Raw genomic sequence first — 17,664 nt, 5'->3', positions numbered from 1 at the left:
TCTTTACAAGGATTCTACTTGCGGCCCTTCGGCAAGCTCAGGGACCTTAGTCGCCCGTGCGGTAGTTCGGGGCTTCCTTCGTGATCGTCACGTCGTGCGGGTGCGATTCGCGGAGGCCTGCGCCCGTGATGCGGACGAACGTTGCCTTCTTGTAGAGTTCTTCGAGGTTCGCAGCACCGGCATAACCCATTGCAGAATGGATACCGCCAATGAGCTGGTAAACGGTGTCGCGGAGCGGTCCCTTGTACGGGACGCGGCCTTCGATGCCTTCCGGAACGAACTTGCGCGGTTCCTGAACGCCACCCTGGAAGTAACGGTCAGCAGAACCGGCCTTCATGGCGCCGAGGGAGCCCATGCCGCGGTAGCTCTTGTAGCTACGGCCATCGGCGAGAATGACTTCACCCGGAGCTTCTTCGGTACCGGCAAAGAGAGAGCCCACCATCACGGCGTGACCACCGGCGGCGAGAGCCTTCACGATGTCGCCAGAGAACTTGAGACCACCGTCGGCAATAATCTTCACGCCGACCTTGCGGGCAGCCTTGCCGCATTCCACCACGGCGGAGAACTGCGGATAACCGACTCCAGCCACGATACGAGTCGTGCAGATGGAACCCGGACCGATACCCACCTTGACGATGTTGGCACCGCACTTGGCGAGTTCTTCAACAGCTTCCGGCGTGCAGACGTTACCGGCGCAAATCGTGAGCTTCGGGTATTTCTTGCGAACGGTCTTCACCATGTTACGCACACCAATGTGATGACCATGGGCCGTATCGATAATCAACAGGTCCACACCGGCATCCACAAGGGCCGCCACGCGTTCGAGCGTATTGGCAGACGTGCTAACCGCGGCACCCACGAGCAACTGGCCATTCTTGTCGAGGCTAGCGTTCGGGTTGTTTTCGCGCTTCAAAATGTCGGTCATCGTGATGAGGCCCTTCAGGGCACCGGAAGCATCCACCAGCGGGAGCTTTTCGATACGCTTTTCGGCCAAAATTTCCTTAGCCTTGGCGAGGCTCACCTTGGGGCTCGCCGTCACCGGGTTCTTCGTCATCACGGAACGGATCTTCACGTTCATGTCGCTAACGGTGCGGAGGTCACGGCTCGTGAGCATGCCGACGAGCTTGCCCTTCGAGAGGATCGGGAAACCGCTCACCTTGTTGCGGGCGCGGAGTTCAAATGCAGCGGATACCGGCTCATCGGCATCGAGGGTCACCGGATTGGTGACGATACCGGACTGCCAGCGCTTGACCTTGCGGACTTCTTCAGCTTGGTCTTCAACGCTCATATTCTTGTGGATAATGCCGAGACCGCCCTGCAGAGCAAGCGAAATAGCCAAAGGAGCCGTCGTAACGGTATCCATGGCGGCACTGATAATAGGAATGTTCAGCTTGATATTGCTGGCGAGCTGTGTGCTCACGTCGGTCTGGGCCGGCAAGACAGAAGATTCTGCGGGAACGAGTAGGACGTCATCAAACGTCAAAGCTTCTGGCAAAAGTTTCATAAAGTACCTCTTTTGCGTGGTAAATATAGCAAATAGAGTTACTAGTCAGTAGTTACTAGTTACTAGAAAAGCAGAAAAAAAATGTTTTTTCCTAAATGTAATACCCGATAAGGGCACCAGTCACAGCGCAAATCAGCACGACCGCCGGAATTATCGGGCGGCGCATAGACTTTGCACCGAGGAAGCACACCAGGGCCCCCTTGGTAAGCGTATTCGCAAGGCTTGCAAACAGGAGCGCAAGCACAAGTTCACGCACGCCGAGGCCCGATTTCAGGTTCATGTCGATGACGGAGAACGCGACCGCATCCATCTCGGCGGCACCGCCCAAGAAGCTGCACGCAAGAAGCGCCCCCGAACCCAGGTAAACGCGCGCCGCATTCGCGACAAACATTACGCCAGTGAACACCGCGCCGAACTTGATGGCGGGCAAAAGCTTGAATGGGTTCGTGAAGTCCGCGGATTTCTGCCGATGGTCGCCAAACTCTCTCAACTTCAGGAACAGCGCGTAACCGAGCGCCGGCACGACCGGAAGCAAGAGCGGCAGCAATAGAGGTTTAGCAAGAGCTCCACTCAGGAAAATGCAGATAAGATAAAGGCGCACATACATCACCGCCCAACTGAGCACAATCCCGAGCGTAAAGTCCGAGGCGTAGTCCTCGTTCTCGCGACTGCGGCCCGCCAGGTTGAGCGTGAGGGCGGTACTGCTGGCAAGCCCGCCCAAAAGGCCGGTAAGCCAAATTCCCTTGCCCGGCCCCACAAGTTTTATCAGCACGTAGCCCACAAAGCCGATGCCCGAAATAAACACCACGAAAAGCCATATCGTATGCGGATTCAGGACTTCCAGCCCGGGCGGGCCATAAGCCTGGTTCGGCAAGAAGGGCAATATCAACGCGGAAATCACCGCGAACTTCACCGTCGCAAGAATGTCTTCTTTCGAAAGTTTCTGCGCAAAGGCATGCAGTTGTTCCTTAGCCGAAAGCACCCAGAGCATCACCACCACCACGACGCACGATTCCAGAAGCCGGCCATACATCGAAAGCGCACCCAGCAGGTACACCACTATCACCGCGACACTCGTCGTAACGCCGTCACTCCCGACAGCGGGGCGGCCTTCCTGCGGCTTGTGCGCGATGGCAAAAGAAATGTGCGACGCAACCAGCAACAGACCGATTACAATGAAACCCGTCACGAAAGGAGCGACTCCGCCCATCTGGTCCGAAAGCATAGCCGTCATGGCGCCGGCAAGGCCCACAAGCGTAAACGAGCGAACACCGGCCGGATGCCTATCCTTCTGGTCGGAATACGTGTGCTCGCGCTGCATACCTATGATAAGACCAATGCCTATCGCAGCAGCCAAACGGTAAAAAACATTAAAATCCAACATGTGTTTAATCTATACAAAAAAAACGCCCCCGAGCAAACCGGGGGTTACAAATTGCGGAAAAGTTATTCCAAGTTGTAGCAGCGGCGCGCCGCTAGCGTTCCCAGACTTCGAACACCGTCGGGAAGTCGTTTTTCTCGTCGGCTTCAAAGCGTTCTTCGCTCACCTTGCGCCAGCCCTCGCCCCATTCTGGAAAATGCACATCGCCATCCACATCGGCAAGAACGCGTGTCACATACATTTTTTTCACGAGAGGCATGGCTTCGCGATAAACGGCAGCACCGCCAACAATAAAGCATTCCGTCTCGCCGTCATCCTGCGCACCTTTAATTGCCTGCTGGAGCGAGTTGCACACAACGCATCCCGGAGCCTTGAAAGCGACATTGCGCGTAAGCACGTAGTTCTTGCGGTTCGGGAGCGGACGTCCGATATCGTCGTAGTTCTTGCGTCCGAGGATTATGGAATGCCCCGTCGTGATGGCCTTGAAACGCTTGAGGTCCGCAGACAGGTGCCACGGCAGATGCCCGTCACGCCCGATGACATTGTTCTTAGAAATTGCTACGATAGCAGAGATTAGTTTTTTATTGACCTTTATTGAGTTTGTCATATGAATCCCTCCTTTGGTCGTCAGGATGACAAGTTCATCAAACAGCGATCGGAGCCTTGATGGTCGGCCACGGGTCGTAATCCACGAGTTCGAAGTCCTCGAACTTGAACTCGAACAGGTCCTTGATTTCGGGATTGAGCTTCATGGTCGGGAGCTTGCGCGGTTTGCGCGTGAGCTGTTCCTTCGCCTGCTCAAAGTGGTTTGAATACAGGTGCGTATCGCCCAACGTATGGATGAATTCACCCGGTTCGTAGTCGCAGACCTGTGCGAGCATGAGCGTCAAAAGCGCATAAGACGCGATATTGAACGGCACCCCGAGGAAGGTGTCGGCACTGCGCTGGTACAGCTGGCAGCTGAGTTTGCGTTTGCCGGACTTCCCCACCCCGCCCACGTAGAACTGGAACAGGCAGTGACAAGGCGGCAGTGCCATCTTGTCGACTTCAGAAACGTTCCAAGCGCACACGAGGTGCCTGCGGGAATCGGGATTGTTCTTGAGGCTGTTGATCAAATTCTGGATCTGGTCGATGTGGCCACCGTCGGGAGTCGGCCAGCTGCGCCACTGGTGACCATAAACCGGGCCCAAGTCGCCATTCTCGTCGGCCCATTCATCCCAGATGGTGACCTTGTTGTCGTGCAAATACTTGATGTTCGTGTCACCCTTCAAGAACCACAGCAGCTCATGGATAATCGAGCGCAAATGCAGTTTCTTTGTGGTGAGGCAAGGGAACCCCTGCGACAGGTCGTAACGGCACTGGCGGCCAAATACGGAGCGCGTTCCCGTACCCGTGCGGTCGGAACGGTCCACGCCATTTTCAAGAATATCGCGAAGTAAGTCTAGGTATTGCTGCATATGAGTAATTTAATAAAATAGCCTAAAGAATGATGCTGACCCTGACCTGCGTCAGGGTGACAAAGCGGGTTTAATCAGCAAACAGTTCCACCCGCTTGTATTGTTTAACCGCCTTGTCTTCGGCGACAGCCTTTTCGCGCATAAGCATGTTCACCGCCTGCAAAATCAGGTCCTGCGTGTGCTTGGGGACGGGCTTCTTGCCAAGGCGAGCCTTCTGCACCATCTTGTGGTTCAAGTTTGCGGGAAGTTTCTCGACCAGGTCGTGGTTCGACGCCCCGAGGGACTGCAAAATTTCGTCAAGTTTTGTCATGGAAGCAAATATAAAAAATCCCCACCCAAAGGGCAGGGATTCAATTTTTAGTTTAACTCAGGACTACGGCACGAATTCAGATTCGCACTTGGTACCATCGTTCTCCGGCGTAGCGAAGTGCATTTCGATACGGCGGTTCATTTCGCGGCCATCTTCGGTGCTGTTGTCGTCGACCGGGCAGCTAGCGCCGAGACCAACGGCCTTGACACGGCTCTTCTTCACGCCGAACTTCACGAGGGTCTTCATGACTTCCTGAGCACGCTTTTCAGAGAGCTTCTGGTTCGTCTTGTCCTTACCCTTGTTGTCGGTGTGGCCCTGGATAACGATGTTCAGTTCCTTGTAGCTGTCGTCTTCGTTGAGCTTCTTGGCAACAGCCTTGAGGATGTTCTTCGCGTTGGATTCGAGGGTCGCCTTGCCCGGCTTGAAGGTCACGCCGGTGAGCTTTTCGACGGCCTTCTTCGGACAGCCGTGGCCATCGTCACCCGCAACATCCGGGCAGCGGTCGAGGCCGGTGCAGACATCCTTGAACTGGTCGAGGAGCTTCTTGGTGGATACCCATTCAGAGCAGACGCCATCCTTATCGGCATCCGGATCGTCGTCCATCGGGCAGCCCTTGTTCCATTCAGGACCGGCTTCGTCCGGGCAACGGTCAGTGCCCTTACATACATCCTTGAACTGGTCGAACATCTTCTGCTTGCCAACCCAGGCGTCGCAGAGTCCGTCGCCGTCACCATCCGGGTTTTCGGCCGGGCAGCCCTTGTTCCAATCCGGACCGGGTTCATCCGGGCAGCGGTCAGTACCGGTGCAGACATCCTTGAACTGGTCGAACATCTTCTGCTTGCCAACCCAGGCGTCGCAAATGCCGTCGCCGTCACCATCCGGGTTTTCAGCCGGGCAACCCTTGTTCCAATCCGGACCGGGTTCATCCGGGCAGCGATCAGTACCGGTGCAGACATCCTTGAACTGGTCGAACATCTTCTGCTTGCCAACCCAAGCGTCGCACATGCCGTCAGCATCGGAGTCCGGATTTTCAGCCGGGCAACCCTTATTCCATTCAGGACCTGCTTCGGAAGCGCACTTGTCGATGCCGTGGCAGACATCCTTGAACTGATCCTGCATCTTCTTTTCGGTGACCCACGGAGCGCAGAGGCTATCGCCGTCGATATCCGGGTTGTCCATCGGGCAGCCCTGAGCGAAGGCTTCACCAGGTTCGGTCGGGCACTTGTCGATGCCGGAGCAGATACCTTCGTACTGGTCGAGCATGTTCTTCTGCGTCACCCATTCATCACAGATGCCGTCCTTGTCGGTATCGGGTTCGCCGAGCGGGCAACCTTCGTTGTTGGCCGGGCCGAATTCGGTCGGGCACTTGTCGATACCCTTACAGGTCTTTTCAATGAACCATTCGTTCTTGATCTTGACGTCTTCGGCAGCCTTTTCGAAGTAGAAGCCCATCTTCTTCTGGGTCACCCATTCGTCGCAGAGGCCGTCGCCATCGCTATCCGGATCATCCCACGGGCAGCCCTTATTGGCCTTCGGACCCGCTTCACCCGGACACATGTCATAACCCTTACAGACGTTCGCGTAGTCACCGAGCTTGTTCTTGTCGGTCACCCACGGAGAGCACATGCCGTCAGCATCCGGGTCCGGATTGTCTTCGGGGCAGCCCTTGTTGCCAACAGTCCCCTTTTCGGCCGGGCAGCTGTCGATGCCTTCACACACGTCCTTGAACTTCTTCTGGAGTTTCTTCTTAGCAACCCACGGATCGCACACATGGTCGCCATCCGGGTCCGGATCTTCGAGCGGGCAGCCGTCATCGCCTTCACCCTGTTCGTTCGGGCAAGCATCGACGCCTTCGCAGACATCCCTGAAGTCAGCTTCGAATCCCTTCTCGGAAACCCAAGCGTCGCAAACACCGTCTTCGTCGACGTCAGGATTGCCGAGCGGGCAGCCCTGGTTCAAACGGTGGCCGAAATCGTCCGGGCAGTTGTCTTCCTTGTCGGTCACGCCGTCACCGTCGCGGTCCTGAGCCAGGAGGAAGCCGCTCCAAGTGATACCGCCGTAAACCTTGTACTTAGGAGTAACGGTCGTCTTGTATTCCAACAGGCGGGATTCGTTTTCCATCGAGTACACGGTCGTGAACTTCGCGAGATCCGTGCTACCCAGAGAGTAAGAACCACCGAGATGGATATCGAGACCAATCGGCAGGTGGAACACGATAGCGCCAGTCAAATCCTTCACGTCAAGCTTGACCTGGTCGGCGTATTCCTGCAACTGGAAAATCATGTAGTATTCCGCAAACAACGAGAGGAAGTCCATGAAGTAAATTTCAAGGGCACCCGATGCATACGGATAAGAGAGGTAGTTCTTATTGGTGGAGTAGACGTAACCACCGTTACCATGGATAAGAACCGGGAGAGCGTCAATCTTGTCGAAGTCGAGGGTCAAAGCACCGCCGGCCTTGACAACCGTATTACGGGTTCCGTAGGCCTGAGCCGCCTGCTTGCCCGGATCTTCGGCATTCTTGTTGATGAATTCAGGTTCGCGAATCCAGAGACCATCCTTCTCTGTATTCACCGTACCGAAGTTACCTTCGGCGAACACGGCGATGTCCACCGGCTGTTCATCGGGAAGCGGAAGCCTAATCTTCAAGTCAGCCTTGATATTACCGATGTAACCGATATCCGTGGCCGGAATGTTAATAGGATTGTTCTGGCACAGATATGTTTCGTTAGTTTCAGGATCGGTTGTCTGAATAGGCTTGCCGTCCCCATCCATAACAAGCGGACAAGCGGTGCTTTTCACCTTGAACTTGTCGTAGTAGATAGGAATGCCCACGCCCAAATCAAAGTAGTGCCAGAGACCGATGCCAAAACCGACCTGTGCACCCAAGGCAATGTAATCTTCAACCATGCCCCTGCGGAGGATAGCTCCGGGCACAATTTGGTCGTTAGACCCTCTATACCTTTCGGTGACACCTTCCGGAGCGATATTTTCGACATCCGTCGTCCCATCCAACAATCCATAGAAAGACAATTTAGAATGTCCCAGAGACTGGGCGGACTGAGTCTTATTAACACCAACAAAACCAGTCTTGTTGATGGTCTGTGGGTGGTCTGCAAAAGCCTGGACGGCCAAAGCAAGCGCAAGCCCTGTTACTACTCTCTTCATAGAGAACTCCTTAATTAATAGGGGTTTTTCCCTAAACTAAACTATGCATAATATAAGTTATATTGACGCTTATATTCGCAAATTATTTCAAAAAGCGACGAAAAACACAAAAAAACGCCTTTTTTTTGTTATGTTTCCATCTTTTTACATTACATCGGGCTTAAAAAAGTCCACAGAATGTCAAAAACTTCTCTCAAAAATCTCGGGACTTTCGCGACACAGGCTGGTATAGCCGCCCTTCCCCACTATAATATGGTCAATGACCGGAATTTGGAGCACCTTTCCCGCAGCGCAAAGTACACGCGTAATGGCATAGTCCTGCTCGCTAGGCTCCGTCGATCCCGAAGGATGGTTGTGCGCGAAGATTACGGAAACGGCATTGTCCTTAATCGCCGGCACGAAGGCCTCCCGCGGGTGGATGGGGGCCTGGTTCACCAGCCCGGACGTCACCTCATGAACATCGATGACGTAATTCGCCGAATTGAGCGTCACCACGACAAAGCGTTCGCGTTCTTCGAACTTGAGACTCGCGAGGCGTGAAAGCAGGTCTTCCGGCGATACGACCGAAACCGCCTTCGCGCTCAAGATATAGCGGTTCGAAAGCTCGAGACAGGCGAGAATCTGCGTCGCCTTGACGATTCCGAGGCCATGGATCTTGCGCAGGGAATCCATAGAAGGGAGCGTCGTTACCGAGGAAAGGTAATCAGATATGTGGCGGGAAAGTTCGAACACGCCGCAATCGCGGGTTCCGCTCCCGAGAATCAGGGCGATGAGTTCCTCGTTGGAAAGCGCATTTGCGCCCTTGGTCTGTAGCTTTTCACGTGGAAGAAGATGTTCCTGCATAGGCAATCCTTTTTATGTTTCTACCTATAATACGGATTTAGCGGTCAAAATCAGCCAAAACTATACCTTTTTAGGTAAAAGTCGCACAAGACAAGCGTACGAAAGGGGTTCGCCGCCTTAAAAACCATCATTTTTCTAAAGCAAGAAATCAAAAACACACAAACTTCAAGTCAAAAATCGCAATTTTTTAAACTAATTTCAATCAAAAACATCAAGAACACCACAAAAAGTCATACATTTTTAAGCAGAAAATTTATTTGCAATCACATTTTATCCAATTTTTCAAAAGATTTTTCATTTTTTACCACAAAATATCTTGCCACTTTTTCAAAAAGCACCTATATTTTCACCAAAACAATAAAAAGCAACCTATTAGCAAACAGGAAAACTTATGGCAAACAAGACTCTGAGCGGTGCCGAAGTGATTATCGAATGCCTCAAGCGTGAAGGCATCGACACGATTTTCGGCTATCCGGGTGGTTCCGCCATCCCGATGTTCGACGCAATTCTCGATTCCAATATTAAAGTAGTCCTCTCCCGCCACGAACAGGGTGCAACCCACATGGCCGACGGCTACGCCCGCCAGACGGGCAAGGTCGGCGTCGCCCTCGTGACGAGCGGTCCGGGCGCCACCAACACTTTCACCGGTATTTATACAGCCCTCATGGATTCGAGCCCGATCGTGGTGCTCGCCGCCCAGACGACCACCCCGAACCTCGGCAAGGATGCCTTCCAGGAATGCGACACAAGCGGCATGACCTTCGCTGCCGTCAAGCACTCTTACCTGGTGAAGAACTCCAACGACCTCCCGCGCGTGATGAAGGAAGCCTTCCACATCGCCCGCAGCGGCCGCCCGGGCCCGGTGCTTATCGACTTGCCGAAGGACGTGACTGCAGGCCCCTGCACCGCCCCGTTCACCGACCAGATGGATTTGCCAGGCTACAAGATTCCGACCTACGCCTCTACCGAAAGCGTCGAGAAGGCCGCCGAATACCTCAAGAATTCCAAGAAGCCGCTTTTGCTCGTGGGCCACGGCGCCATGATTAGCGGCGCTAGCCGCCAGGTGCGCGAACTCGCTGAAAAGCTGAACGCCCCGGTGTGCTGCACCATGCTCGGCCTCGGCACCTTCCCCGATGACCACGAACTTTCTCTCGGCATGCTCGGCATGCACGGCACCGTGTACGCCAACAAGGCTGTGCTCGACTGCGATTTGATCCTTTCTATCGGTAGCCGCTGGGACGACCGCATTACCGGTAAGCTCGAAGTGTTCTGCAAGGACGCCATCAAGATGCACATCGACATCGACCCCGCCGAAGAAGGCAAGGTGTTGCAGCCGGATGTGTTCATGTGCGGCGACGCGAAGCTCGTGCTCGAACAGCTCCTCCCGATGGTCCACAAGCTCGACACCGCCGAATGGGTCAAGACTTGCCAGACCTGGAAGAAGCGTTTCCCGCTCACCTACCCCAAGCAGGGCGGGCTCCGCATGCAGCACGTGATTGCGACTGCCAGCAAGCTCACCGACGGCAAGGCCATCGTCACGACCGACGTGGGCCAGCATCAGATGTGGGTTGCCCAGTTCTTCCATATCAATTACCCGCGCCAGCTCCACTCCAGTGGCGGCGCAGGCACGATGGGCTTTGGCTTCCCCGCCGCTATCGGTGCCGCCTTCGGTAACGAATCCGGCTGGCCGGTGCTCAGCTTCAGCGGTGACGGTGGTTTCCAGATGACGGAAGCGGAACTCGCTACCGCAGCCATCCACAAGCTCCCCATCAAGATCTTCGTGATGGACAACAAGTACCTCGGCATGGTGCGCCAGTGGCAGGAACTCTTCTATGACCACCGCTACAGTAGCGTCGACATGGTGGGTAACCCTGACTTCGTGAAGCTCGCCGAAGCCTACGGCATTCCGGGCCTGCGCATTAAGCGCGCCGCCGATGCCGAACGCGTCATCCAGAAGGCTCTCGAATACAACGAAGGCCCGATTCTCATCCACTGCGAATGCGAAAAGGAAGACAACGTGTTCCCGATGATCCCGGCCGGTGCCCCGCTCACCGCCATGATTACCGAACCGCCCAAGGCGCAGCTCGAAAAACCCACGGGATCGACGTAATAGGAGGACATAACCATGATTAAAGATATAGCTCATTCTATCAGTCTGTTGGTGGCTAACCGCCCGGGCGTGCTCGTGCGTATCGCCCTCGTGTTCTCCCGCCGTGGCTACAACATCGATTCGCTCGTGGTCTCCCCCACGCTCGACCCGAACTTCAGCCGCATGAACATCATCGCCCACGGCAATCCCGAAATCTTGATGCAGATCATCAAGCAGCTCGAAAAGCTCGTGGACGTGGTGCAGGCGAAGGACCATACCGGAACGGACGCCGTCGAGAAGGAACTCGCCCTCATCAAGGTGCGTTGCACTCCCGACCAGCGTACCGAAATCCTGCAGCTGTGCGACCACTTCCACGCGAATACCGTGGACATGACCGCTACTTCGATGATCATCCAGATTACCGGAAACAGCATGAAGGTCGACACGCTCAAGAGCCTCCTGCAGAAGTTCGAAATCGTCGAATACATCCGCACGGGCAAGGTCATCATGCTCCGCGGCGAAGACAAGACGTAGGCGCCGAAGGCGCAGTTACTAGTTCAGAGTTACTAGTTCCAAAAAAAGGTCTCAAGATGTTTCTTGAGGCCTTTTTTCGTTCACGGGCGACCGTTCGCACAACAAAATTAAAACCCCGAAAGCCGATGGGCTTCCGGGGTTTTCTTTATCATGTTGTCAAGGCAATCAATTTACCGAAGCCAAGTCGAAGCCCAAAACAACCTGTTTGTAATTATCAGACCACTGGTAATCAAAATTGAACACGATGCGAATCGTAAAGTACGGCGCACTAGACGTAAACGCTACCTTACCATAAGGCTCTCCGATAGGATATGCGTTTGCTTTATAGTTATCGACATTGATTGCATCCACATCGGAAGAAGTATTTTCATACACAAACATATCAAAATCTTGCGTGATAATCCCGAAACGGGCAATGTCATCACCGCTAACCAACCAAGCAAGGGCCGCAGAAAAATTGTACTTGTTGTCCGGGCGCTTGATGCTAAAGCGGATTTCTCCCTGGTAGTCGTTATCGTGCGTATACATCCAATCCCAATCGCCTATCCAATAGCGCGATTCATGGAACGGGCCATTCTCATTCCATTGATTATTGTGGAAACGGTTGAACACGACGCTTTTGTATGTCGGCACCTTTGTCGTCAACGGGGTGTGATTATGCGGATACGGAGTAGCGATATTGTTTTCACCAGCATTAAGCATCACCGCCTTGACAACTTCGGGATGCCAGCGGTAGAAAGGATTCGCCTTCAAGAGTCCTGCAACCATGCCCGCCGTATAGGTCGCCGCCGATTCCGTCCCTCTATAATAGGGTTCATAGACATAGGGCACGTGCATGAACCAGGTAGAATACGTCCTCTTCCTATCATTATCCATATAGAAATTGGTGTAATTGTAAATTTCAGGTTTTTCGGCACCTTCTACGGCATAGTAGTTTTCAGAACCGAGGCAATTTCCCATTCCTTTGTTACAATATTTGGTAATATACGACGTGTTGTCTGTTATCCTCTTGCTCTTCGAATCCACAGCTCCCACCGTAATGGCATTGACCGCATGCGCCTGCGCATTAAGCGGAGCATTGGTCGACGAATGCCAGTTATCGCCAGCAGCCACGATTTCTACAGTACGGTTCTCGTAGATGTAATTATCCAAGTCCCTCGCCTCGGCCCCATAATACTTCGCCGCATCACTGGAGAGATCGGGACTGTTCGGACGATTATGGACGCCCAAATACACCTGCGGACTTCTGGAAGCCGGATTTTGTGGCAAGGTATTAGTGACAAGAATCGGGGCATTATTCGAAGTACTCGTCGTAGTCGTCGCCTGAAGTATGCTATAAGTCCTTGACGAACGCACTTCTGTTTCTTGATTCGCGAAAATATGGTCACTTTCGTTTTTGAGATAGCGAACAACTTTAGACGGGTTCAGACGAACAGGGAATGCATCAACGTCCATATAGATACCGACATCTCCACATTCCTGGCACTGGTTATAATTATAACTATAAAGCCACCACTCAACGTCCCCCTTCTTGGCAAGATTGTATTCCAATCCCGGGAAGGAGGTGGAATTCTGGAAATTGCCAAAATATTGTTCATCAAGGTCGTAACCATACGCAATCATAGCAGGATTATCATTATTCATGCCACTCGGCGTATAATTCCGCACGATATTTGTTGGAATAAAAACGTTGTTGGAAACCGGCAAATACGCACTACTAGAACCTTCAAGCTGTTTATAGTAGCCATAGTTGGTGATTCCATTTGAATAATACCTTTTTAAATAAAACGGATATTGAGTTGATCCGTTACCATATTGGAGTCCACTTGTATTGAACGCCCCCTCGATAGCGGCGGGCCCATTCAACCTCGTCGGGCTTTTTTTCATCAGTGCCTTTTTCTCTTGCGGAGAAGCAAGCTCCTGCTGCTCATTCTTTTTCACCTTGTGATAGTCTACATTCTTGTAAACCATCGGTGAATTCATCTTGCTACCGTTACGGCCAAGAAGGTCATAATTTGTCGCGGCAAAGGCTGCTACACATCCAAGCGCCACGCACACTGTTATTTTCTTTTTCATTTGTCACTCCTTATATTATAACAAGTAAAGTTTTTTGAAAAAAAATCCCCCACTCAAGGGCATTCACCACAAGGAAGAATACACAGTATAAGCAGGGGAATATCAAAAATATTAGTTGGCCGCAGCCAGGTCGAAACCGAGAACAGCCTGTCTGGGATTCTCGGTGCGCGTATGTTCGCTCTTGAGTACGATACGGAACGTAAGATACTGTGCGTTCGACCAGAAGGTCACCTTTTCGAAGGCGTTTCTTTCGCTGTTGGAGATTGCCCTGTAGTTATTGATATCGATGTTATTCACATCGCTTGAATTATTGTCATAGACGTACAGGTCAAAATTCTGCGGAAGCATTCCAATGGAGGCGATATCATTACCGCTGCTCAACCATGCGATTGCGGCAGAGAAATTGTGCTTATTCGAAGGACGCTTGACGCTAAACCTGAGTTCAGATTTCATCGCGACAATATGCGTGCTCAGTCTCGGCCAATCGCCAATCCAATAACGCGAATCGTGGAAATATTCTCCATGATGGAAACGGTTAAAGACGGTGCTCTTATAAGAGGGGATTTTCGTCGTCACCGGAGTGAAATCGTACAAATAATATGGATTATTTATATTGATTTCGCCAGCATTAAGCAACAACGCCTTGACCACCTCAGGGTGCCAACGGTAGAACGGATTAACTCTCAGGAGTCCCGCCACCATATTTGCAGTATAGGTCGCCGCCGCTTCAGTTCCGTCATAATTCGGGGACGGATTATGCGAATTATTCGAATACCAGTGGTTATACGTTCTCTTCATATCACCCGGCATCTTGAATTCGGAATAATTGAAAATTTCAGGCTTGCTGGATCCTTCAATTGTATACTGGCCATTGGAGCAATGGCCAATACCCATGGCGCAATAATTCGATTTATTCGAGGTATAGCTTGCAATCTGCCCATTAGCAGCATCAACAGCCCCGACCGTAATGGCATTGGCCGCATGACCCTGCGGAGTGAGCTGGCCGAGATTGTTCCGAATCCTGCGATTACCGGCAGCCACCACATCTACAGTTCGATTCGCATAGATATAGTTGTCAAGATCCCGAGCCTCGGCAGTATAGTAGGTCGCGGCCTCTTGGGACATGCCGGAATCATCTTTTCGGTTATGAAGGCCAACATACACCTGCGGATTCTTATATTTCGGGCCTTCGGGCAACTGACCCGTAATATAGATTGCCGTATTCTTAGTCGTCTCACGTAATATGCTATACGCCTTTGAAGAAATCACTTCCCTTTCAGGATTGGGGACAAAAGAAGGATTACTTTCATATAGGGCATACTGCAACGTCTTCGAGGGATCCAACCGGACAGGCTTCGCACCGATATCCATATAGAGGCCGACATCACCACATTCCTGACACTGGTTATAATTGGCGTCGAACCACCAGCTAATATCCCCTCTCTTAAGTCCAGCAGAATTAGGTAGATTATCAAACTCTACATCCCAATAAGATGTGGGAGCGAATGCGCTGCCATCATATTGTTCCGAAACGTCATAGTGCGTTACGTAAGAAATTGGGGTGGAACCACTAAACAAATTAGCCGGCGTTACATTTTTTGCCATATTAACAGGGATAAAGACGCTGTTGGCCATATCCAAATAGGCATTAACCGATGCATCTATAGACTCAAGGGACTGATCGGAATAATATCTTTTCAGAGAAAAACAATACGGCGATCCGTCCCTGCCATAAGCCAGCCCTTCTGTATCGAAAACGCCCGATATGGCGATGGGCCCGTTTAAGCCCGTCGGGCTTCTCATCAGCGCTTTTTTCCCTTGCGGAGACGCAAGTTCCTGCTGCTCATTCTTTTTCACCTTGTGATAGTCTACATTCTTGTAAACCATCGGTGAATTCATCTTGCTACCGTTACGGCCAAGAAGGTCATAGTTTGTCGCGGCAAAGGCTGCTGCGCATCCGAGCGCCACGCACACTGTTATTTTCTTTTTCATTTATTACTCCTTGTATTATACAAACAAAGTTTGTTTTTTGTTCCCACCCAACAAAAAAACACTTTTATCTTTTATGATGTATGAATAAAAAAATCCCCCACTCAAGGGTAATCATCACAAGGATGAATACGCTACGCAAGCAGGGGAACATCAGAAAAATTAGTTAGCCGCAGCCAAATCAAAGCCGAGGACCATCTGTCCATTATTCTCAGATCTGTCATCATCACCGAACAGCACAATGCGGAAAGTCAAATACGGAGCGCTTGACGTGAAGGAAACTTTCTCGAAGGCTCTGTAACCGGTAGTAGATCTCGCCACGGGCGCGTCCACATTGATAGCATCCACATCTGCAGAGGTATTTTCATAAACATAGAGGTCAAAATCCTGAGGAATCTTGCCCAAATTGGCAATATCATTTCCACTGCTCAACCACGCAATCGCAGCAGAGAAATTGCTCTTGTTCGTAGGACGTTGGACTGAGAATCGTAATTCGTATCGTTTATTTATGCGATGAGTCGACAGCTTACTTACTTTGCCAACCCAATAGTGCGACTCATGGAAGAACTGGTCGTAGGGATTCGCCTGGTAAGAGAACCGGTTGAAGACGACGCTTTTGTAAGTCGGGATCTTTGTCGTTACCGGAGACAGATGGCTTGGATACGGCTGGTTTATATTGACATCGCCAGAAGCGATCATCATAGCCTTGACAACTTCGGGATGCCAACGATAGAACGGATTCGCACGAAGAAGATCCGCGACCATGTTCGCCGTATAGGCAGCAGCAGTTTCAGTCCCTTCATAAGTACGCTCATACGGGACCTGCTCCTGCGTAAACCAATTGGTATAAGTCCTCTTACGGTCATTTCCCATATAGAAATGAGAGTAATTGAAAATTTCCGGTTTATCGGAGGCCGTCGCTACATTATAGCCATTAGCGCAATTGCCCAAGCCAGCCATACAATATTTGGATTTATTCGACGTATAGCTAGCAATGGTTCCGTTGGTGGCATCGATTGCGCCAACGGTAATGGCATTGGCAGCATGAGCCTGCGCATTAAGCTGACCATTGTTGTTTCGAATCCAGTAATCACCGGCGGCCACAACTTCTACTGTTCGATTATTGTAGATGTAGTTATCCAAGTCTCTCGCTTCGGCTCCATAAAATTCCGCCGCATTATGATCTACATTAGCGGAATTTTTCCGGTTATGGAGACCCACATACACCTGCGGGGTCCTGGAAGCCGGATTGGCAGGCAAAGTGTTCGTAATGTAAATCGAAGCATTTTTAGTAGTCGCCTGCAAAATGCTGTACGCCTTTGACGAGAGTACTTCCGTTCCATGGTTGGGGAAAATGTGATCATTAGCGTCATATACGTAATATTTCACTGTCTTTGTAGGATCCATTCGGACAGGGAAAGCATCAACGTCCATATAAATGCCGACATCGCCACATTCCTGGCACTGGCTGTAGCCCGAGGCGTCAAACCACGATATCCCCCATCTCTTGGCATTGCTTTCTACATTCGAAAAATGCACCGCATTAGACGGGTTGGTATATTGCTCCGTAAGGTCCCAACCATATACGTTAGAAGCATTGCCATCAGTATGCAAGCCACTCGGTGTATAATTTTGCACTACATTGATAGGAATAAAGAATGGATTCGAAGCATAGAGATACGACCCACCATCATTACCGTTTAACGTTTTATAATTACCATAATTGGTAATTCCGCTTGAAGTATGCGTGCTAAAATAATAACACAAGGGATACCCATTCTCAAACTCAAAACCCCTTGTATTAAAAGCGCCCTCAATAGCAGCAACGTTAACCACGCCCGAAGGAAGTTTCATCAGAGCCTTCTTTTCCTGCTGCGAAGCGACCTCTTCCTGTCCATTCTTTTTCACCTTGTGATAGTTCGCATCCTTGTAAACCATCGGCGAATTCATCTTGCTACCGCTACGGCCAAGAAGGTCATAATTTGTCGCAGCAAAGGCAGTCGCACATCCAAGCGCCACGCACAACGTTGTTTTCTTATTCATTTTTACTCCTTATATCTTACAAATAAAGTTTGTTTCAAATTTATATCGCCCTACCACCCCTCAAGCTTACATAAATGTTTTTATTATGTTATTCGTATTTTGAAAAAACGCATAAGAAACACGTCTCGAATGTATTACAACAATCAAGCAATCAAACACATTTGTATTTTTATTAGTCATAATTTGTCATTTTAGATGTGGTACAAATCAGGCCAAAAAAAGAGGCTTTTTTGCCTCTTACATATAGAACACCCATAAAACAAACTCGCT

General features: G+C 51.2%; 12 protein-coding genes. 2 read left to right on the top strand and 10 right to left on the bottom strand.

Annotated elements, in window-relative coordinates; all coding sequences use genetic code 11:
- Nucleotides 1–46: 46 nt before the first annotated feature.
- The 7 genes from guaB to radC all read right to left on the bottom strand — a co-directional run bounded on the left by guaB (nucleotide 47) and on the right by radC (nucleotide 8,663).
- Nucleotides 47–1,504 carry an IMP dehydrogenase gene (guaB, locus tag IK012_RS09605; RefSeq protein ID WP_290953690.1) on the bottom strand — a complete coding sequence of 486 codons (1,458 nt, stop codon included), beginning with the start codon at nucleotides 1,502–1,504 and terminating at the stop codon, nucleotides 47–49.
- 91 nt (nucleotides 1,505–1,595) lie between these two features.
- Nucleotides 1,596–2,861, bottom strand: a complete 1,266-nt coding sequence (locus IK012_RS09600) for an MgtC/SapB family protein (RefSeq protein ID WP_290953687.1) — start codon at nucleotides 2,859–2,861, stop codon at nucleotides 1,596–1,598.
- 118 nt (nucleotides 2,862–2,979) lie between these two features.
- A complete protein-coding gene (locus tag IK012_RS09595) occupies nucleotides 2,980–3,492 on the bottom strand; it encodes a dihydrofolate reductase (protein WP_290953684.1) in 513 nt (170 codons plus the stop codon).
- Nucleotides 3,493–3,529: 37 nt separating this feature from the next.
- Nucleotides 3,530–4,342, bottom strand: a complete 813-nt coding sequence (locus IK012_RS09590) for a thymidylate synthase (protein ID WP_290953681.1) — start codon at nucleotides 4,340–4,342, stop codon at nucleotides 3,530–3,532.
- A 70-nt stretch (nucleotides 4,343–4,412) separates the two neighbouring features.
- Complete coding sequence (locus IK012_RS09585) at nucleotides 4,413–4,652, bottom strand: hypothetical protein (RefSeq protein ID WP_290953678.1); 240 nt, start codon at nucleotides 4,650–4,652, stop codon at nucleotides 4,413–4,415.
- Between the two features lie 63 nt (nucleotides 4,653–4,715).
- Nucleotides 4,716–7,820 carry an OmpA family protein gene (locus tag IK012_RS09580; RefSeq protein ID WP_290953677.1) on the bottom strand — a complete coding sequence of 1,035 codons (3,105 nt, stop codon included), beginning with the start codon at nucleotides 7,818–7,820 and terminating at the stop codon, nucleotides 4,716–4,718.
- A gap of 180 nt (nucleotides 7,821–8,000) precedes the next feature.
- A complete protein-coding gene (gene radC, locus IK012_RS09575; protein WP_290953674.1) occupies nucleotides 8,001–8,663 on the bottom strand; it encodes a DNA repair protein RadC in 663 nt (220 codons plus the stop codon).
- A 391-nt stretch (nucleotides 8,664–9,054) separates the two neighbouring features.
- Here radC and ilvB point away from each other — a divergent pair, with 391 nt between their 5' ends.
- Nucleotides 9,055–10,773 (top strand): biosynthetic-type acetolactate synthase large subunit, encoded by a 1,719-nt coding sequence (ilvB, locus tag IK012_RS09570; protein ID WP_290953671.1) that lies wholly within the window; start codon nucleotides 9,055–9,057, stop codon nucleotides 10,771–10,773.
- A 15-nt stretch (nucleotides 10,774–10,788) separates the two neighbouring features.
- Nucleotides 10,789–11,286 carry an acetolactate synthase small subunit gene (gene ilvN, locus IK012_RS09565; RefSeq protein WP_290953668.1) on the top strand — a complete coding sequence of 166 codons (498 nt, stop codon included), beginning with the start codon at nucleotides 10,789–10,791 and terminating at the stop codon, nucleotides 11,284–11,286.
- A 165-nt stretch (nucleotides 11,287–11,451) separates the two neighbouring features.
- On the opposite strand, the gene IK012_RS09560 is transcribed toward ilvN, so the two are convergent.
- The 3 genes from IK012_RS09560 to IK012_RS09550 all read right to left on the bottom strand — a co-directional run bounded on the left by IK012_RS09560 (nucleotide 11,452) and on the right by IK012_RS09550 (nucleotide 17,394).
- Nucleotides 11,452–13,362 carry a S8 family serine peptidase gene (locus IK012_RS09560; protein WP_290953665.1) on the bottom strand — a complete coding sequence of 637 codons (1,911 nt, stop codon included), beginning with the start codon at nucleotides 13,360–13,362 and terminating at the stop codon, nucleotides 11,452–11,454.
- Nucleotides 13,363–13,473: 111 nt separating this feature from the next.
- The gene (locus tag IK012_RS09555; RefSeq protein ID WP_290953662.1) at nucleotides 13,474–15,354 is read right to left on the bottom strand and encodes a S8 family serine peptidase; all 1,881 of its coding nucleotides are present in this window, start codon (nucleotides 15,352–15,354) and stop codon (nucleotides 13,474–13,476) included.
- A 159-nt stretch (nucleotides 15,355–15,513) separates the two neighbouring features.
- Nucleotides 15,514–17,394: a S8 family serine peptidase gene (locus tag IK012_RS09550; RefSeq protein ID WP_290953659.1), complete on the bottom strand. Its 1,881-nt coding sequence runs from the start codon at nucleotides 17,392–17,394 to the stop codon at nucleotides 15,514–15,516.
- Between the last annotated feature and the right edge of the window lie 270 nt (nucleotides 17,395–17,664).

The sequence above is a fragment of the Fibrobacter sp. genome, from assembly GCF_017551775.1.
Lineage (GTDB): Bacteria > Fibrobacterota > Fibrobacteria > Fibrobacterales > Fibrobacteraceae > Fibrobacter.
The sequence above is the reverse complement of the archived record's forward strand: the minus strand, read 5'-3'. Positions and strand labels throughout refer to the sequence as shown.